The following is a 19640-nucleotide window of genomic DNA, read 5'->3' as shown; positions in this document are numbered from 1 at the left end:
GATCGCCCATTATGCCAGCCAAGCGCCTGAGGGCGCCTGCGACAGACTTTCGCAATGCAGCTTGACGGCTTTGCGCAAGGTCGGTCAGGCTCGGGACATACGCTTTCGTACGGGGAGGAATACCTGATGAAGTCACTGCTTCGCATCGCCATCGCCGCCAGCCTGTTGCTGGGTACCGGCGCCGTGTTCGCCGCCGAAAACACGCCGGTGGGCACCTGGAAGACCATCGACGATGAAACGGGCAAGCCCAAGTCCATCGTGCAGATCACCGACGAGGGCGGCGAGCTCAAGGCTACCGTGCTGCAGGTGCTGCAGTCAGACGAAGGTCCGCACCCGATCTGCAAGAACTGCGACGGCGAGCGCAAGGACAAGCCCGTCGAAGGCATGAACATCATGTGGGGCGTGCACAAGGACGGCGATATCTGGGACGGCGGCAAAATCCTCGATCCCAAGACCGGCAAGGTCTACAAGGTGAAGCTGCAGCCGAGCGCAGATGGCAGCAAGCTCACCGTGCGCGGTTATATCGGTTTCTCGCTGCTTGGCCGCAGCCAGGAATGGCTGCGCCAGCAGTAAGCGCTCTGGATTGACTGTGGGAGCGCACATCGTGCGCTCCCACTAGAAACCGAGGCGGGCAAGATGAACTCAGCCCGCCGTGGCCTCGGCCCGATGCACCGCCACACCCCGCGACGTAAACGCCGTACGCGCAGCGCGATCCGCCGAATGCTCCACCACCAGATGCTGCACGCGCGACAACTCCGACACTTGATGGGCCGCCACAGCGCCGAGTTTGTCATCGGTAGCGACCACCACCGTCTCGTCGCTGGCCTCGATCATCGCGCGCTTGAACAGTGCCTCTTCGCTGTCGAAGCCCCACAGACCATGCGCTGCATCGATCGCACACGCGCCGGGGAAGCACAGATCAGCACGCACGCGCCTCACCTGCTCCACCGCTTGCGCACCCACGGTGCCGCCAATCGCGGTATCGATACGGCCACCGATCAACAGCACTTCGAATCCTTCGCGATCCAGCAATAGCTGCGCGATATGCGGCGCGTTGGTGATAACGGTCAGCCCGGCCTCGCGCGGCAGCGCTGCCGCAATGGCCGCATTGGTGGTGCCCGCGTCGATCAACAAGGTCTGCCCCGCCTGCACCAGGCTGACGGCCTTGCGTGCCAGAGCCTCCTTGCGGGCGGAATGTTCGGTGCGGCGCTGCTTGAGCGGCGTGAGCGTGACGGCCGGCAACAGCGCGCCACCGTAGACCCGCTTGCATAGCCCTTGCGCCGCCAGCTCGCGCAGATCGCGCCGGATCGAGTCTTCCGACACCTCGAACGCCAGTGCCAGCTCCGCCGCTACCACGCGGCCATCGCTGCGCAGCCGCGACAGGATGCGCTGCTGGCGCTCCTCTGGCAGCGCGTTGTTGTCTGCGGGCGTCACCTTAACCATGCGAGACCTCGCGGGCGGATAGCTCCAGCAACCCCAGTTGCTGCAAGCGTTCGGACAAACCTGCGGGATCGCGGAACCACCAGCCATGCATACCAAGTGCTTCCGCCGCGGCAACGTTGCGCGCGGAGTCGTCGATATAGAGCGCCGTAGCCGGATCCACGCCATAGCGATCCAGCAACCGCTGGTAGATGCGTGGATCGGGCTTGATCAGCTTCTCATCGCCGGACACCACGATGCCTTCGAACCACTGTAGGAAGGCATAGCGCTGCATCGCCACGGGAAATGTTTCTTGCGACCAGTTGGTAAGTGCAAGCAAGCGCACGCCGCGCTCGCGCAGCGCTGCCAGCAAGGCCACGCTCTCCTCAATAGGGCCCAGCAAGGTCTCTTCCCAGCGCAGGTGGTAGGCATCGATCAGCACGGCATGTTCGGGAAACTGCGCACGCAACAGGGCGGTACCTTCCGCCCATGAACGCCCGGCGTCCTGCTGTTCGTTCCATGCGCTGCTGCAGACCTCGCGCAGGAACCACTCCATCTCCGCCTCGTCATCAAACAGCTGACGATAAAGCCGGCGCGGGTTCCAACCGATCAACACGTTACCCAGATCGAATATCACCGTATCGACACGTTTGCTCATCGCTGCACGATCCTCGCTGAAAGTCCCACCAGTACCAACAATCCCGCGACCGCCACGAACGCCATCGGCAGGCTGCTTGCGTGTGCCAGGAAACCTATCAATGCCGGCCCGCTGAGCAAGCCCGCGTAACCCAGCGTGGTGGCGGTAGCAATCGCGATCGCCGGCGGCGTGCCCGGCAGACGCCCGGCTGCGCTGAACATCACGGGCACAATGTTGGATGCGCCCAGGCCGATCACTACAAAGCCAGCCAGCGACGTCGCCGTAGTGGGCACGCAGGCCACTAACAGGAAGCCGCACGCTGCCAACGCCGCGCCCGTGCGCACCGCCCACGCTGGCCCGTGACGGGCTATCACGCGATCGCCAAACAGGCGGCCGGTAGCCATCGCCACCGAGAAGCACGCATACCCCAACCCTGCCGACGCCGGCGCCAGTCCGCGGAAATCACGCAGGAACACGGCGCTCCAATCCAGCATGGCGCCTTCCGCCAGAAAGCTCACGAAGCAAAGCAACCCCAGCAGCCAGGCCAGCGCGTGCGGCATGCCAAGGGGCTCTTTGGGTGCGTCGATAGAATGTGATGCGTCATCGAGCAAGCCGCCGCGTAGTGCGAGCACCGTTGCCACCAACGCGGCAGTGATCAGTGACGCAGCGACCGTCAACGACACACCGATCGCCAACAGGGAACTCATCACCGCCGCGCCGGCAAGACCACCCAAACTGAAGAGCCCGTGGAAACCTGACATCAAGCGGCCGCCATCCAGGCGTTCGACATCCACCGCATGCGCATTCATCGCCACGTCCAACGCACCCAGCGTCGCGCCGAAATACAGCAGCGCAGCCATCAATGTGGACAATCTGGGAACCGATGCAAGCATCGGCAAAGCGAGGCAGGTGAGCAGACCCGACGTCATGATCACCGCGCGATTACCCCATCGATGCGCCAGCCAGCCGACAAACGGCATCGACAGCATGGAGCCGCCGCCGAATGCCAGCAGAGCGAGGCCCAGCTGGGCGTCGTCCAGGCCCAGCCTTGCCTTGGCGTAAGGCACCATCGGCGCCCACGCGGACATGGCGATACCGGCAACCAGAAAGATCCAGCGGGTGGCGCGTTTGGCAGCGGGCACAACGGCCGAGCGGCCGCCCGTGGGAACAGACTCGAGTGAAGCTTTCACAAATGACTCGGGGAAGCGACCAGGCATCAATGTATTGAAACGTGCAACAACATGCAACAACGAGAGGCCCGGTTAGACAAGCTGCTTCACGCCCCCAATGCCCGTGTCTGTCGGCAGAGTCGCCGCAAACCATCCATGGACTTCGGTCGATGCAGGCGCGCACCCGATGATGTCCAACTCGGCGTCATGCATCTCGTGGTGTTTGCACGGACAGGGCTTACGCTCGTGCCCCGTTCCTCAATGCTTGCTCACTTGCGCCACCGTTATCGGATCTGGCCATCCAGATGCACAAGCGCAGTGTCCATTGAGATCGCATGCCATAATGGACGGCCCCACCTCAACCGCCGCCGCCCATGAGCCGTCGCCTACTCGTTACCAATGCCCTGCCCTATGCCAATGGCCCGCTCCACATGGGTCATTTGCTGGGCTACATCCAGGCCGATATCTGGGTGCGCGCGCAGCGGATGCAGGGCAACGAGACGGTCTACGTCTGCGCCGACGACGCGCACGGGACGCCGATCATGCTGGCGGCGGAAAAGGCCGGGTTGTCTCCCGAGACATATATCGAAGACATTCGCGTTGGGCATGAGGCGGATTTCGCCGCCTTCGGCGTGGCATTCGACCACTACCACTCGACCCACTCGGAAGAGAACCGCGAACTCGCTTCGCTGATCTATACGCGCCTGCGTGACGGCGGCTTCATTGCCCGCCGCGATATCCAGCAGCTGTTCGATCCGGAAAAGGAAATGTTTCTGCCGGATCGCTACATCAAGGGCACCTGCCCCAACTGCGGCACGGCCGATCAGTACGGCGACAATTGCGAGAACTGCGGTGCCACCTACGCACCGACCGATCTCATCAATCCGACCTCGGTGATGTCCGGCGCCACGCCGGTGCTGCGCGATTCGGAGCACTACTTCTTCGAGCTCGGCAAGTTCGAGCCGCTGCTGCGCGACTGGTTCGGCGGCAAGCTCACCGACGGCACGCCGGTGGCCAACAGCGGCGTGGTGGCCAAGCTGCGCGAATGGCTGGACGGCGGCTTGAAAGATTGGGACATCTCGCGTGATGCGCCCTACTTCGGCTTCCCCATTCCTGACGCACCGGGCAAGTACTTCTATGTGTGGCTGGACGCACCCGTAGGCTACCTCGCCAGCTTCAAGGCGCTGTGCGACCGCACCGACCTGAAGTTCGAAGACTTCCTGGCCGTGGACAGCCGCGCCGAGATGCACCACTTCATTGGCAAGGACATCATCAACTTTCACGGCCTGTTCTGGCCGGCGATGCTGCACGGCGCGAATTTCCGCACGCCGACGGCGCTGCACGTCAACGGCTACCTGACGGTGAACGGCGCGAAAATGTCCAAGTCGCGCGGCACCTTCATCAAGGCCCGCACCTATCTGGACTCCGGCCTGCATCCGGAATTTCTGCGCTACTACTTCGCCAGCATGCTGAGCGATACGCCGGTAGACGTGGACCTCGATCTCAAGACCTTCGAGGAGCGCGTCAACTCGCACCTGGTCGGCAAGTGGGTGAATATCGCCAGCCGTACCGCCGGCTTTGTGCACAAGTATTTCGACGGCCGTCTGGCGCCGGCGTTCAGCCACGAAGAACAGGAACTGTGGCGCGAGCTGCTGTCGCACTACGGCGACGTGCCGGCGCTGTACAACAGCGGCGAGTTCGCCGAGGTCGCACGCCGCTTCGTGACCATGGCCGACATGGTCAACGGCTATATCGCGGCCAAGGCGCCCTGGGCGATGGCCAAGGACGAAAGCCTGCGCACCGAACTGCATCAGGTGTGCTCGTTCGCACTGGCCGCATTCCGCCTGCTGTCCGGCCTGCTCAAGCCGGTACTGCCCGCCACAGTGGAAGCGGCTGAGCGTTTCCTTGCCGCGCCGATCAGCGGTTTTGACGACGCCCGCGCCGAGCTGCACAACCACACCGTCAATGCGTTCGAGCCATTGCTCGGCCGCATCGATCCCAAGCAAGTCGAGGCCATGGTGGAAGCGTCGAAAGATTCGCTCGCGCCCGCCGACACCAAGCCTGCTCCCAAGAAATTCAAGGATTCCGGCAAGACCATGAGTGACGCCAACACCACCCAGACCGCTCCCGCCATCGACGGCGCCGCCATCATCGGCATCGACGATTTCGTCAAGCTCGACCTGCGCATTGGCAAGGTACTGGTCTGCGAGTTCGTCGATGGCTCGGACAAGCTGCTGCGTTTCGAACTGGATGCCGGCCCGCTGGGCAAGCGCCAGATCTTCTCGGGCATTCGCGCCGCCTATGGCGAGCCGGAAAAGCTGGTCGGTCGCAACGTGGTGTTCATCGCCAATCTCGCGCCACGCAAGATGCGTTTCGGCCTGTCCGAGGGCATGATCCTCTCCGCCGGCGACGGCGGCAGCGATCTGTTCCTGCTCGATGCCGACCAGGGCGCCAAGCCGGGCGCAACGGTTCGCTGAGTTTCGCGCCGCCATGTCGCTCGCCGACCGCATCGACGCCCTGCTGCCGCAAACGCAATGCGAACAATGCGGTTACCACGGCTGCCGCCCTTACGCGGAAGCGATCGCGAGCGGCGCAGCAAAGATCAACCAATGTCCGCCGGGCGGTGCCGCTGGCATCGCCCGTCTCGCGGCGTTGCTGGATGTGCCGGTATTGCCGCTCGATCCTGAGCACGGCATCGAAAAGCCGCGCATGCTGGCGCGCATTGTGGAAGCCGACTGCATCGGCTGCACCAAATGCATTCAGGCCTGCCCTGTCGATGCGATCGTAGGTGCCGCCAAGTTGATGCATACGGTGATCGCTGACGATTGCACCGGCTGCGAACTGTGCGTGCCCGCCTGCCCGGTCGACTGCATCGTGCTTGAGCCGATGCCGCTCTCACAGGTCGATGATCCGGCGCACGCCGATGCCTCCCGCCTGCACTTCCAGCGTCGCGAGGCGCGGCTTGCGCGAGAGCAAGCGCAGCGCGAAGCGGAGCTGGCGCAACGCAAGGCTGCAGTCGATGCGAGCGCCAACCAGGCCAACCCCGTGCTGGCGGCACTGGCCCGCGCACGCGCAAAACAGCAAGGAAAGCCCACGTGAAGAAGGCCGACGTCGTCGAGCTGTTCACCCGCCTGCGCGAACTGGATCCCCACCCCACCACCGAGCTCAACTACACCACGCCGTTTGAACTGCTGATCGCCGTGGTGCTGTCGGCACAGGCCACCGACGTGGGCGTCAACAAGGCGACGAAGAAGCTCTATCCCGTGGCCAACACGCCACAGGCCCTGCTCGATTTGGGCGAAGAGAAGCTCAAGCAGTACATCAGCACGATCGGCCTGTTCAACAGCAAGGCCAAGAACGTGATCGCGCTGTGCCGCATCCTGGTCGAGCAGTATCACGGCGAAGTGCCGCGCACGCGCGAAGCGCTGGAAGCACTCCCGGGCGTGGGACGCAAGACCGCCAACGTGGTCCTCAACACGGCGTTCGGGCACCCGACCATCGCGGTGGACACGCATATTTTCCGGGTTTCCAATCGCACCAGTCTCGCGCCGGGCAAAGACGTACGCGCAGTGGAAGACAAGCTGGAGAAGGTGGTGCCGCCTGAGTTCAAGCAGGACGCGCATCACTGGCTGATCCTGCATGGCCGCTATGTCTGCAAAGCGCGCAAACCGGACTGCCCGCAATGCGTGATTCGCGATCTGTGTCGCTTCAAGGACAAGACCCAACCCTGATCGACTGGGTATCTGCGTCGCAGCGACTTCTCGACGCGGCTTATGGCGTGCCCATCGTCAGCTTGCAGTGCTTACATTTGCAACTGAAGGATCAAAGGGAAGCCCACAGCTTGCCCTGCACATTTCCATCACGTATCGCGAGCGTGTCCGCGATATGTCATGCCCACACGACGTTTCTTACCACTTCAAGTCGCTCATGCCCCTGCCATGCATGACGAGTGGCACATATTGCGCAAAACGAACCCGAAAGCCTCACAAATTCCTCAGCCTTTCGCGCGACTTCCTCAAGCTTGAGCCGCCACAACGGCCTAAGGTCAAGCCTCCCCCGGATAGTGCATTCCCCCCGCAGGAGGCAACACCATGAAACGCGTACTTCTCCCCGCCCTGATCGCGTTCGGTCTTGTTTTTGTAGGTCAGGCCAGTGCCGCGGTTGAAAGCTACACCGTTGATCTGAACGGCTATGCCGTCGTCGGCTTTGTCGGCAACACCCCTGAAGACTTCGCCCTTGCACAGCACCAGGCCGCCAATTGGGAAATTCAGCGCCACCTGATGCTTAAACCGCAGTCCATCAAGGCCGTGGCCATCGACCAATCGCAGGCCACCGCGATGAACCAGGCTCAATTGAAGCAAGCCATCATTGCCGCCGCGCTGGCAAAGGGGCCCTGAGAGCTTCGCACAGCGAAAACTTTCACCAGCGCCTCCTTTCGGCGCTATCGCAGGGAGAATGACGGTGGGCGGCAGCCTGCCGTCATTCTTTTTGTCTGCCACCGATTGACGGAACCCATCTCACGCGCCAACGTGACAGCGTCTGATCCCGCTCGACGGGAAAAGATCCACAAAAGGAAGGTTCACGATCATGGTGCCGGGCGTTGGTGAGATCCGCGCCCTCCCGACACCGACACGGGTGGTATGGCATGCATATTCTGCTGGTCGAAGACGATGCCGAGTTAGGCGCGGCCATCAAGCACGCACTGGAACATCAATCCTATGCCGTGACCTGGCTGCGCGATGGCCGCGAAGCCACCGAAGCGCTGCGCGGCGACCCCGTCGACCTGGTGCTGCTCGATCTGGGTTTACCTGGCAAGGATGGTCTGGAGGTGTTGGCCGATGCGCGTCGGGCCGGCGTGAAAACGCCGGTGCTGGTCATGACGGCACGCGACGCGCTGGAGATGCGTATCCGTGGCCTCGACCTGGGTGCCGACGACTACCTGGTGAAGCCCTTCCACCTGGGTGAGCTTGCCGCTCGCATTCGCTCGCTGACCCGGCGCACGCAGGGCCTGGCCGACAACCTGGTGGAAGTAGGTGGGCTACGCTTGAACCTCGCTACCGCTGAAGTGGAGTTCCGTGGCGAACGGGTCAGCCTGACCCGCCGCGAATTCGCGTTGTTGCGCGTACTGATGGAACGCGCCGGGCGCATCGTGCGCCGGGAAACCCTGGAGAACTCTGTCTACGGGCTCGATACCATCGTGGAACGCAACGCCATCGAAGTACAGGTGCACTGGCTGCGGCGCAAGCTCAGCCCCGAGGTGATCCACACCGTACGCGGTATTGGCTACATGATTCCGCGTGAGCCGCAATGAAGCCGCATCCAGCCAGCCTACGCACACGCCTGACCTGGTTAATCATCGCGGTGATGGTCGTGGTGCTCATCCCCCTGGGCTGGATCAGCTATCGCCGCGAACTGCGAGAGATGAACGAGCTGCTGGATGGCCGTCTCGCCCAGGCGGGACGCACGCTCGGCACATTGATCGCGCATGGCCAGCTACCGCTGCGGGACGCGGACCTTCCCAACATTGCTCAGAACGCCGATGCCCATCATCACGGCGTCGTGGTCTCGGTGCACCCGCACAACTACGAGCCCGAAGTCGGTTTTCAGGCCTATGACCCGAACGGCGAACTGATCGCCGCCACGTCGAATCTCGCCGATCTGCCGCCTCCCACCACCGACGAACGCGGCTTTCGCGACATACAGCACGAGGGGCGACTGTGGCGCACATTTACGATGCAGAATCGCGCACATCTCGTGATCCGCATCGGCGAGCGCTCCGATAACCGCCTGGATATCGCACGCGGCCTGGTCATCGAGCACACCCTGCCCTTACTGATCGGCCTGCCACTGCTGGCCTTGCTGGTGAGTCTTGCCGTGAAACGGGGCTTGCGACCCGTGGCCCTGCTCACCGAGATGTTGGACCGGCGCACACCGGGCAGCCGCAAGCCCATGCCTGCCGAGGTTGCGCCGAGCGAGATCAAACCGCTGATCGTGGCGCTCAACCAACAATTGGAGCGACTCGAAGACGCGCTCGACCGCGAGCATCGCTTCGCCACAGACGTCGCGCACGAACTGCGTACACCGCTGGCCGCCACCATGATTCATCTCGAAAGCGCGATGATCGCCGACGACCCGGCTGAGATGGAATTCACCGTGCGCAATGCCCAGCAGAGCATGGCGAGGCTTGGGCGCCGCATCGAACAGATTCTGGCGATGGCACGCCTGGAAGCCGGCGCGGCATCGCAACAGCGCATCCGGCTCGATCTCAGCCGCATCGTGATCGAGGTGATCGAGGAGTTGGCGCCACTGATTGCCGAAAAGGACATCGCGTTCAGCCTCAACCACGACGACACACTGCTGTTCGTGCTGGGTCATGAGGTGGCGCTCAACGCGATGTTTCGCAACCTGATCGAGAACGCGCTGCGTTATACGCAGCCCGCGGGTCAGGTGGAGGTGGCGATTCGGCGTGAGGGTGGCCAGGTCGTCATCGATATCTGCGACAACGGGCCAGGCATTCCGGAAGACCGGCGTCAGGCGGTGTTTCAGCGATTCCATCGCGAGGTGGAGAGCGCGACGCGCGGCTATGGGCTGGGGCTGAGTATCGTGCAGCGTGCGATTGAGTTGCAGGAGGCGTCGATTGAGTTGCTGGAGTCTCCGTTGGGGCGGGGGTTGTTGGTGCGCATTCGGATGGCGTGTGAGTCGTAGTGGTGAGCGCGCTTTTTTCTCCCTCTCCCCTTCGGGGAGAGGGTTGGGGTGAGGGGTGGGTGCTCGCGGTAACGTTTATTTCCCTCACCGTCATCCCTGCGGAGGCAGGGATCCAGTGACTTTCGCTCTTGTGCGCGTTCCGGCGACCTGGCCCGCCTGCCGCGGGCTTCCGACGATCTGCCGATCGCCGGGTCACTTTTCTTTGCTTGCTCAAAGAAAAGTAACCAAAAGAAAGAGCACCCCGCTTGGCGCTTGCCGGGCTGATAGCCCGGCAAGTCCGTGAGGGTTGGCCGGGCTTTTCGACAGGGCATCCTGCCCTGACGAAAAGTGCCTGGCATCCATGCCAGGCACCCCTACGGGGCCTGATCGTCCAACCCTCACCGCCGCACAGGGGCCCCACAGATCAAAAGCACACGGCTCGTGCCGCTAGCGCGGCACATCGCATCACCTCGTATCGCGTGCTCTTTTCTGTAGGCGCGCACTGGTGAGCGACCTGCCGAAGGAGCGGCATCCTCGTGACGCTGCGGTCGCGCACAAGTGCGCTCCTACAGGGAACCATGAGTCTAGGGAAACCACGGACGCGACTTCTGGCGCGCCTCGCGCGCCGCTCTGGCTCTGGCTCTGGCTCTGGCTCTGGCTCTGGCTCTGGCTCTGGCTCTGGCTCTGGCTCTGGCTCTGGCTCTGGCTCTGGCTCTGGCTCCGGCTCCGGCTCCGGCTCCGGCTTTCGCTCTTGACCTCCGGGCCCCTATGGCGCGGCGGGCGGGTGGAGGAATAGCCCGCAGGGTGGCCGGCAGGGATGCCGGCCAGTTTTTCGTCAGGGCAGGAGGCCCTGTCGAAAAACCCCGTAACCCGCACGCGTACCTTCCGGGCTGCAAGCCCGGAAGGCGCGCCATCGGGGTGGCCTTTCTCTTGGTTACTTCTCTTTGGCCACGCAAAGAGAAGTGACCCGCTGTCCGGCAGGACAGCGGAAGCCCGCCGCAGGCGAGCCAGGTCGCGGAATCCTCACACCAGAGCAAAAGCGCTGGATCCCCGCCTTCGCGGGGATGACGGTGAGGGGAATGAACGCCACCGCGAGCACCCCACGGGTGTTCTGCGCGCTTCTCCGACCTTCGCCTGGAAGACGGTCTGAATGAAACGGCGAGGCGAGCACCCACCCCTCACCCCAACCCTCTCCCCGGAGGGGAGAGGGAGCAAAACCATGTACCACAGCCACTTGGCAACCCTTCAGCCCCCCCCAAAAGGTTTCCACAAGATTGCCTTGCCAAGATGGCCACATCGGGCCCCGCCCGCACCGAGCCACACCATGACGATCTGTCGCCGCGTTCCACCCAGCTCCGGACCGCCCTGCTGATTCCCCCGCAGATATCACCGATGTGACGCAACCGCCGTCGCGCCGTGGCGCCCTCGTGTGCCGATGGACCACCGGAACACCTCATGCTTGGCCTCGTCCGAATCGCCCTGTCCCGCCCGCTCACGTTCATCGTGCTGGCGGTGCTTATCCTTATTGCCGGCCCGCTGGCGGCCTTCCGCACACCCACCGATATCTTCCCCAACATCGGCATTCCGGTGATCAGTGTGGTGTGGAGCTACAACGGCCTGCCGCCAGACCAGATGTCCGGGCGCGTCGTGTACTACTACGAGCGCCAGCTGAGCACCTCGGTCAACAACATCGAACACATTGAGTCGCAGTCCTTGCCCGGCATGGGCATCGTGAAGATCTTCTTCCAGCCGGGCGTGGATATCCGCACGGCCACCGCGCAGGTCACCTCGATTTCGCAGACCGTGCTCAAGCAGATGCCGCCGGGCATCACGCCGCCGCTCATCCTCAACTACAACGCTTCGACCGTGCCCATTCTGCAAATGGCGCTGTCGAGCAAGAGCATGTCCGAAGCCAAGATCCTCGATCAGGGCCTCAACGTGATGCGCCCGATGCTCACCTCCGTGCCAGGCGTGGCCGTGCCGACGCCTTACGGAGGCGCAGCGCGCCAGGTGACGCTCGACCTTGATCCGCGCGCGCTCGCCGCGAACGGCCTTTCCGCGCAGGACGTGAGCAATGCGCTCGCCGCGCAGAACCAGATCATTCCGGTGGGCACGGCCAAGATCGGCACGTACGAGTACCACGTGCAGCTCAACAACAGCCCCAACGCCATTGATGAGTTGAACCAACTGCCGGTGAAGACCGTGCACAACGCCACCATCACCATCGGCGACGTGGCCCATGTGCGCGACGGTGCCGCGCCGCAGACCAACGTGGTGCGCGTGGACGGCAAACGCGCAGTACTGATGCCGGCATTGAAGGTGGGCGATGCATCGACACTGGCGGTGGTGTCTGGCATCAAGTCGCTGATGCCGCTGGTGCGCGAATCGCTGCCGGACAACCTCAAGGTCACCCTGCTGAGCGACCAGTCGACCTTTGTGAAGGGCGCCATTTCCTCGGTGGCGCGCGAAGGCGTCATCGCGGCGCTGCTCACCTCGGTGATGATTCTGATCTTCCTGGGTAGCTGGCGCTCCACCGTGATCATCGCGGTGTCTATCCCGCTCGCGATCCTTTCGGCCATCGCTCTGCTTTCGGTCACCGGGCAGACGCTCAATGTGATGACGCTGGGCGGCCTGGCGCTGGCGGTGGGTATCCTGGTGGACGACGCCACGGTGACCATCGAGAACATCAACTGGCATCTCGAACAAGGCAAGAGCGTCCATGACGCGATCATGGATGGCGCCAAACAGATTGTGACGCCGGCCTTTGTCTCGCTGCTGTGCATCTGCATCGTGTTCGTGCCGATGTTCCTGCTCGACGGCATCGCGGGCTTCCTGTTCCGCCCGATGGCGCTGGCGGTGATCTTTGCGATGGTGTCGTCGTTCGTGCTGTCGCGCACGCTGGTGCCCACCCTGGCGATGTACCTGCTTAAGCCACACCACATCGAAGAAGGCCCCGGCGATCATCCGGAAGACGAGTACATCAATCACCACGAGGGCGACCAGCCGGCGCCGCGCAAGCGCAGTACATTCCTCGCGGCGATGGTGCGCTTTCAGCAGCGCTTCGAGCACCGCTTTGCCCAAGTGCGCGACGTTTATCATGCAACGCTCAGCGTGGCGCTCACCCATCGCAAGCGCTTCGTTATCGGCTTTCTCGCCTTCGTGCTCGCCTCGTTCGCGCTGGTGCCGTTCCTCGGCCGCGACTTCTTCCCCGATGTGGATGCCGGGGCCATCGCGCTGCACGTGCGGGCGCCGATGGGTACCCGCGTGGAGGAAACGGCGGCCGAGTTCGACCGTATTGAAAACGCCATCCGCAAGGTCATTCCGCCGGACCAGTTGGACACGGTGATTGACAACATCGGCCTGCCGTTGTCGGGCGTGAATATGGTCTACAACGCCAGCGGCACCATCGGCCCACAGGATGGCGATATTCAGGTGGAGCTGAAGGAAGGCCACGCGCCGACCGACGAATTCGTACGCGAGCTGCGCGCACGTCTGCCGCGTGAATTCCCCGGTACGCAGTTCGCCTTTCTGCCGGCGGACATGAGCTCGCAGATCCTCAACTTCGGCGCACCGGCGCCGCTGGACGTCTCCATCGCTGGCCGCGATCTGAAGGCCAACGAGGCCTACGCCACGGAGATCATGAAGCGCCTGCGCGAAGTGCCCGGCATCGCAGATGTCCGCCTGCAGCAGAGCACCAGCTATCCGCAGCTCAACGTCACGGTGAACCGCACGCGTGCAGACATGCTGGGCGTGACCGAGCGCGACGTCACCAACACCATGGTGGCGTCGCTCGCCGGCAGCTCGCAGGTGGCGCCGACGTTCTGGCTCAATCCGAAGAATGGCGTGTCCTACCCCATCGTCGCCGCCACGCCGCAATACAAGATGGACAGCATGTCGGACCTTGCCGGCCTGCCCGTCACGCCCGCCAGCACGGGCGCGAGCCAGGTGCTCGGCGGCCTCGCCACGTTCACGCGCGTGCCTAGCGCCGCGGTGGTGTCGCACTACAACATCATGCCGTCGTTCGATATCTACGCCTCCGTGCAGGATCGCGATCTCGGCGCCGTGGCGGGTGACGTGCAGAAGGTGCTGGACCAGTTTGCCTTCTCGCGTCCGAAGGGCACTCTGGTCAGCCTGCATGGCCAGGTCGGCACCATGAACGAGGCCTTCAGCGGCCTGATCTTTGGCCTCGTCGGCGCGATCGTGCTGATCTACCTGCTGATCGTGGTGAATTTCCAATCGTGGCTCGATCCGTTCGTGATCATCACCGCCCTGCCCGCCGCACTCGCAGGCATCGTGTGGATGCTGTTTCTCTCGCACACCACGCTGTCGGTGCCTGCGTTGACTGGCGCGATCATGTGCATGGGTGTCGCCACCGCCAACTCCATCCTGGTCGTCAGCTTCTGCCGCGAACGCCTCGCCGAACATGGCGATGCCATGAAGGCGGCGCTCGAAGCGGGCTTCACGCGCTTCCGCCCGGTCTGCATGACCGCGCTTGCGATGATCATCGGCATGATGCCGATGGCCATGACGCAGGAACAGAACTCGCCACTGGGCCGTGCCGTGATCGGCGGCCTGCTGTTCGCCACCTTTGCCACTCTGCTCTTTGTGCCGGTGATCTTCAGCATCGTGCACGGCCGCGAGCAGGCGCAACCCGAATCCGATTCCGCTCTTGGAGAACCCGTCCATGTCGCATGACGCCACCAACGCAACACCTGTGCGAACGCCGAAGCTGGGGCGTGCGGTGCGCATCGGCCTGGCCGTGGCCGTACTCGCCACCATCGCCGGTATCTCGGTGCGAGCCTACGACTATCACCGCGTGGTGAAATGGACCGATGCTCAGGTCACGCCGAGCGTGCAGGTCGTTACGCCGGAAAGCAGCGGCGGCCTTCAGGGCCTGACCCTTCCCGGCCATCTGGACGCGTGGATCAGCGCGCCTATCCACGCGCGCGTCGGCGGCTATCTCAAGAGCTGGAGCAGCGATATTGGCAGCCAGGTCACCGCCGGCCAGTCGCTGGCAGAAATCGATACCCCCGAACTTGACCAGCAGTTCGAACAAGCCAAAGCGAATCTCGCCCGCGCCCAGGCGAATGCCCGCTTGGCTGCACTCACCGACAAGCGCTGGAAGAACCTGCTGACCTCCAACTCGGTCTCCAAGCAGGAAGCGGACGAGAAAGCGGGTGAAGCGGAAGCCGCGCAGGCGAACGTGCTTGCCGTACGGGCGGATGTCGACCGCATCGCGGCGCTGGAAGCATTCAAGCACATCAGTGCGCCGTTTGCCGGCACCGTCACCGCGCGCAACACCGACATCGGCGACCTGATCAGCGCAAACAGCGAGAGCACGCCGGCGCTCTTCACCGTATCGGACACTTCGCGCATGCGCCTGTACGTGCAGGTGCCGCAGGGCTATGCCGACGCAATCAAGCCGGACATGAACGTGCAACTCGACGTGCCAGATCATCCCGGCGAACAGTTCACCGGCCGCCTGATCGGCAACTCGGGCGCAGTGAGCCAGGCGACGGGATCGCTGCTGGCGCAATTTGAAGTGGACAATCCGAAGGGCGCTCTGCTGCCCGGCGCCTACGCCGAAGTGCACATCCCCGTGACAGGCAGCAGTCAGACCCTTACGGTGCCCGCAACCACGCTGATATTCCGTGCGCAGGGACCGCAGGTGGCCGTCGTGGGTACCGACAACAAGGTATCGCTGCGCGACGTGCATATCGCGATGGATCTTGGCGACCACCTGCGCATCGACAAGGGCCTGCAGCCGGGTGACCGCGTGATCAACCACCCTTCCGATTCGCTGGCGCAAGGCGATGTCGTCGAGATAGCGCACGCCGACGCTGACAACGTGGCCAAGCGGAACTGACGCCATGACGCTCAACCTGCCCTTCCTGCGCCGACTACTGCCGCTCGCGTTGGTGGCCGTGCTGCCAGCGTGCTCGCTGGCACCCACTTACCAAAAGCCCGACGTCGGCCCAGTGCCCGATAGCTATGCCGGCCAGACAGCCGATGGCCTGTGGTCACCCGCACACCCGGCGGACACGGCCTCGCGAGGTCCGTGGTGGTCGGTGTACGCCAACCCGGAACTCGACAAGCTGGAAAAGCAGCTTGACGACTCCAATCCCAGCCTTGCCGTCGCCCTCGCACGCTACGACGCCGCGCGTGCGCTACTCGGTGAAGCGCGTTCGGATCAGTACCCGACGCTAGGCGTCGGCGCCGCCGCGACCCGCAACCGCCAGTCAGACAACCGGCCCTTGCGCGGCAGCAATCAGCCCAACGAATACAGCGCGAACACGCTTGGCTTCGGACTCAGTTACGAGCTGGACCTGTGGGGCCGCGTACGCAACGAAGTCGCTGCCGGCAAGGCAAACGCCACGGCTGCGGAAGCCGATCTCGCGTCGGTGAAACTGAGCCTCGAGGCTCAGTTGGCGGATCTCTACATCGCGCTGCGCGGTTATGACGTGCAGGAGCGCATCCTCAAGGACACGCTCGATGCGTATCAGCAGGGACTCGACCTGACCGAACGCCGCTTCGAGGGCGGCGTAGCATCCGGTCTCGACGTGAGCCGTGCGAAGACGCAGTTGTCCGATGCCCAGGCGCAAGTCTCCGAAGTGGTGGCGCAGCGCGCATTGACCGAGCATGCCATTGCCACGCTGGTCGGCGAATCGGCCTCCCGCTTCTCACTGCCCGCCGACCAATCACCGATGGACGTACCTGCGATTCCACTGGGCGTGCCATCGCAATTGCTGGAACGGCGTCCCGACATCGCTGCCGCTGAGCGTCGCGTTTACGCGGCCAATGCGGACATCGGCGTGGCGCGCGCGGCGTTCTTTCCGCGCCTGAGTCTGTCCGGCATCTTTGGCTTTCAGGACACCGGCATGGGCGATCTGCTTAGCGCAGGCAATCGCTACTGGGCGCTGGGTCCCGAGCTGGCCATGACGTTGTTCGATGGCGGCCTGCGTCGCTCGAAAGTGCAGGCGGCGCAGGCAAATCTTGATGCATCGGCGGGTTTGTACCGCGGCATCGTGTTGAACGCGTTCCAGCAGGTGGAAGACAACCTCACCTTGTTGCAACAACTCGGCAAGGAAGCGCATCAGCAAGATGATGCGGCGAGCGCAGCGCACGACTCGCAAACGATCGCCACCAATCGCTATCGCGAAGGTGCGGTGAATTATCTCGACGTGGTGAGTGCGCAGACTGCGGCCCTGCAAGCCGAACGCAGTGCAGAACAAGTGCGTACGCGACGCCTGCAGGCGAGCGTGGATCTGATTCGTGCCCTTGGCGGCGGCTGGGACTCAGCCCAGCTGTCGACCACCGCGAGCGCGATGGCCGACAGCACAACCCAGGCCCGCTGACGCGACGGTACCTACGCCGTCGCGACCGCCTGGGGACCTTGGGAGCTCCTCATGTAGAGAGGGAGGGGAAGCACGAGGAGCTCCTTGATGACGAGAGGCCCTATGCCACTCGCCGCACGCCTTCGACGCGCTGGTTGAGCTGATGCCAGTCCACCACCAGCTCGCAACCGCGCGCCGAGGCATTGCGACCCCACTCGCGCAGCAATTCCAGACACGCCTGATCGACGTGGTGAAGACGATCCACCACCAGCTGCAAACGCGTATTCGGCGGCACACGTTCAAGCGTACGAGCCACCGACGGTACGCGCAGGAAGGTGGCCGAACCTTCCAGCCGCAGCGAGGCCGTGCCCGGTTCCTCGTGCTGATCCAGGCCCACCTTCAGACGGGATGAATGCAGCGCAAGGCGGAACAGCGACAACGCGAAACCAATCAGCACACCTGCCAGCAGATCCGTCGCGACAATCGCCACCGTGGTGGCCACGTAGATCCACGCGGTGCCCTTGCCGTACACCGCCAGCGCTTTTACCTGCTTGAAATTCACCATCTTGATGCCGGTGAAGACCAGGATGCCCGCCAGACACGCCACGGGCGTCATGCGCATCAGCCATGGCAGCAGCAACGCAAATACCAGGATCCAGGCGCCATGCATGATGGTCGCCATCCGCGTGGCCGAACCGGCCTGCACGTTGGCCGCGCTGCGCACAATCACGCCGGTCATCGGCAATGCGCCGAGCAGACCGCACAAGAGGTTGCCGACGCCCTGGGCGGTCAACTCGCGGTCGTACTTGGTTCGTGCGCCATCGTGCATGCGGTCCACGGCTGCGGCAGAAAGCAGCGTCTCGGCACTGGCGATGAAGGCAAAGGTGAGCGCAGCGATCAGCAGCGCCGGCTCAAGCAGACCCGACAGGCTGCTCCAGGTCGGCAACGTGACGGCAGCCATCAGGTTCGACGGCACATCTACCGTCTTCACGGGAAGGCCCATCCACTGCACAACCGCAGTCAAAGCCACCACCGCCAGCAGCGCACCCGGCACGAAACGCAGCTTCGCCGGGCGCAATTTCTCCCAACCGAGCATGATCGCGATGGTGGCCACGCCCACGGCCAAAGCGGACAGGCTGCCCACCTCACCCTGCACGGCATCCATCACTGCGCCGGGCAGCGCCGCGAAGTTTTCCAGGCCACGCGCCTTGGGCACGGCATCGATCAACACGTGCAGCTGCGAAGCCACGATCAGCACGCCGATACCCGACAGCATGCCCGCCACGACGGCCGGCGAGCACATGCGGAACCACATGCCGACGCGACACAAACCCGCCGCAATCTGGATAACACCCGCCAGCAACACCACCGGCCCCAGCGCCACGATGCCATGCTCCCGCACCAGCTCGAACACCAGCACGGCGAGACCAGCAGCCGGCCCACTGACCTGCAGTGGAGAGCCCGCGATGGCACCGACCACGATGCCGCCGATGATGCCGGTGATCAAACCGGCCGCAGGCGGCATGCCCGAGGCGATGGCGATGCCCATGCACAAGGGCAACGCCACCAGGAACACCACAATGGAACCGAGCAGATCGCGCCCGAACAGTCCCTGTTTAACGTACTGACTCATCACGACAGCCATCCTCAAGCGGCTGATGCCACGGACATGGAAAAGCGCGCATGCGGTGTCGCCTCGGGCACGTCGCCCTTACCGGGCTCGATCGCGACGAAACGCCCCTGCTGCGCATCGAAGGCCTTCAGCTCCGCATGCGCGATGTCGTACACCCAGCCATGAATACGCAGCTGACCACTTGCTAGCGCCGCAGCGACGGCAGGCAGCGTCCGCAGGTTTTCCAGCTGGCCCACGACGTTTTCTTCCGTAAGGCAACGCAGACCCTCCGGACCATGCAGGCTGGGCCCGTTTTGCTCAACCACATAACGCGCCACATCGGCGTGCTTCATCCACGCCGCCACCGACGGCATGTCCTGCACCAGCTCCGGATACTGCAGCGCTTTCATCGCGCCGCAGTCGGAGTGGCCACAGATCACGATATGGCGGACCTTGATCACTTTCACGGCATATTCGATGGCAGCCACCACGCCACTGACGTGCTGCGCGTACGGCGGCACGATATTGCCGATGTTGCGATAGACAAACAGCTCACCGGGCTGCGAGGAGAACATCATCTCCGGCATCACACGCGAGTCGGCGCAAGTGATGAACATGGTGCTGGGACTCTGGCCCTTGGCCAGCTTGCCGAACAGCTCTCGCTGCGCAGGGAAAACCTCATTGCGGAACTGTTCGAAACCTTCGATCAAACGCTTCATGCGAATACTCCAGACAAAATGCAGGGACGACGCCCACGGCACATCGCGCCACACAACGGGCGTCAA

Annotated in this window: 15 protein-coding genes; 10 read left to right on the top strand and 5 right to left on the bottom strand. The window is 63.6% G+C overall.

Features of this window, described 5'->3' with window-relative positions; genetic code table 11:
• Positions 1 to 126: 126 nt before the first annotated feature.
• Positions 127 to 573, top strand: coding sequence for a DUF2147 domain-containing protein (locus OQE56_RS00640; protein WP_267220552.1), 447 nt, complete (start codon positions 127 to 129; stop codon positions 571 to 573).
• A gap of 69 nt (positions 574 to 642) precedes the next feature.
• On the opposite strand, the gene OQE56_RS00635 is transcribed toward OQE56_RS00640, so the two are convergent.
• Genes OQE56_RS00635 through OQE56_RS00625 form a run of 3 tightly spaced genes read right to left on the bottom strand, consistent with a single transcriptional unit; the run spans position 643 to position 3246 of the window.
• The gene (locus OQE56_RS00635; protein WP_267220550.1) at positions 643 to 1443 is read right to left on the bottom strand and encodes a DeoR/GlpR family DNA-binding transcription regulator; all 801 of its coding nucleotides are present in this window, start codon (positions 1441 to 1443) and stop codon (positions 643 to 645) included.
• The gene (locus OQE56_RS00630; protein ID WP_267220549.1) at positions 1436 to 2077 is read right to left on the bottom strand and encodes an HAD family hydrolase; all 642 of its coding nucleotides are present in this window, start codon (positions 2075 to 2077) and stop codon (positions 1436 to 1438) included. Before OQE56_RS00630 ends, OQE56_RS00635 begins: the two co-directional genes overlap by 8 nt.
• Positions 2074 to 3246 (bottom strand): MFS transporter, encoded by a 1173-nt coding sequence (locus OQE56_RS00625; protein WP_267220547.1) that lies wholly within the window; start codon positions 3244 to 3246, stop codon positions 2074 to 2076. Before OQE56_RS00625 ends, OQE56_RS00630 begins: the two co-directional genes overlap by 4 nt.
• 353 nt (positions 3247 to 3599) lie before the next feature.
• On the opposite strand from OQE56_RS00625, the gene metG reads away from it, so the two are divergent.
• The 9 genes from metG to OQE56_RS00580 all read left to right on the top strand — a co-directional run bounded on the left by metG (position 3600) and on the right by OQE56_RS00580 (position 17264).
• On the top strand, positions 3600 to 5702 hold the full coding sequence (metG, locus tag OQE56_RS00620; RefSeq protein ID WP_267220545.1) for a methionine--tRNA ligase: 2103 nt from the start codon (positions 3600 to 3602) through the stop codon (positions 5700 to 5702).
• 13 nt (positions 5703 to 5715) lie between these two features.
• On the top strand, positions 5716 to 6324 hold the full coding sequence (locus OQE56_RS00615; protein ID WP_267220543.1) for an RnfABCDGE type electron transport complex subunit B: 609 nt from the start codon (positions 5716 to 5718) through the stop codon (positions 6322 to 6324).
• Positions 6321 to 6956: an endonuclease III gene (nth, locus tag OQE56_RS00610; RefSeq protein ID WP_267220542.1), complete on the top strand. Its 636-nt coding sequence runs from the start codon at positions 6321 to 6323 to the stop codon at positions 6954 to 6956. Before OQE56_RS00615 ends, nth begins: the two co-directional genes overlap by 4 nt.
• 360 nt (positions 6957 to 7316) lie before the next feature.
• The gene (locus OQE56_RS00605; protein WP_267220540.1) at positions 7317 to 7622 is read left to right on the top strand and encodes a hypothetical protein; all 306 of its coding nucleotides are present in this window, start codon (positions 7317 to 7319) and stop codon (positions 7620 to 7622) included.
• A 248-nt stretch (positions 7623 to 7870) separates the two neighbouring features.
• Complete coding sequence (locus OQE56_RS00600) at positions 7871 to 8536, top strand: response regulator (protein ID WP_267220538.1); 666 nt, start codon at positions 7871 to 7873, stop codon at positions 8534 to 8536.
• A complete protein-coding gene (locus OQE56_RS00595) occupies positions 8533 to 9930 on the top strand; it encodes a sensor histidine kinase (protein WP_267220536.1) in 1398 nt (465 codons plus the stop codon). Before OQE56_RS00600 ends, OQE56_RS00595 begins: the two co-directional genes overlap by 4 nt.
• Before the next feature lie 1434 nt (positions 9931 to 11364).
• Entirely contained in the window at positions 11365 to 14604 is a 3240-nt protein-coding gene (locus OQE56_RS00590) for an efflux RND transporter permease subunit (RefSeq protein ID WP_267220534.1), read from the top strand.
• Entirely contained in the window at positions 14594 to 15775 is a 1182-nt protein-coding gene (locus OQE56_RS00585; RefSeq protein ID WP_267220532.1) for an efflux RND transporter periplasmic adaptor subunit, read from the top strand. Before OQE56_RS00590 ends, OQE56_RS00585 begins: the two co-directional genes overlap by 11 nt.
• A 4-nt stretch (positions 15776 to 15779) precedes the next feature.
• On the top strand, positions 15780 to 17264 hold the full coding sequence (locus OQE56_RS00580; RefSeq protein WP_267220530.1) for an efflux transporter outer membrane subunit: 1485 nt from the start codon (positions 15780 to 15782) through the stop codon (positions 17262 to 17264).
• Positions 17265 to 17364: 100 nt separating this feature from the next.
• Here OQE56_RS00580 and OQE56_RS00575 read toward each other — a convergent pair whose 3' ends face one another.
• Both OQE56_RS00575 and OQE56_RS00570 read right to left on the bottom strand, forming a co-directional pair.
• Positions 17365 to 18876, bottom strand: a complete 1512-nt coding sequence (locus OQE56_RS00575) for a SulP family inorganic anion transporter (protein ID WP_267220528.1) — start codon at positions 18874 to 18876, stop codon at positions 17365 to 17367.
• 14 nt (positions 18877 to 18890) lie between these two features.
• Entirely contained in the window at positions 18891 to 19574 is a 684-nt protein-coding gene (locus tag OQE56_RS00570; protein WP_267220526.1) for a carbonic anhydrase, read from the bottom strand.
• Positions 19575 to 19640 lie beyond the last annotated feature (66 nt).

The sequence above is a fragment of the Dyella silvae genome (assembly GCF_026421305.1).
GTDB lineage: Bacteria > Pseudomonadota > Gammaproteobacteria > Xanthomonadales > Rhodanobacteraceae > Dyella > Dyella silvae.
Note: the sequence above shows the minus strand (reverse complement) of the source record. Positions and strands in the feature narration are given on the sequence as shown.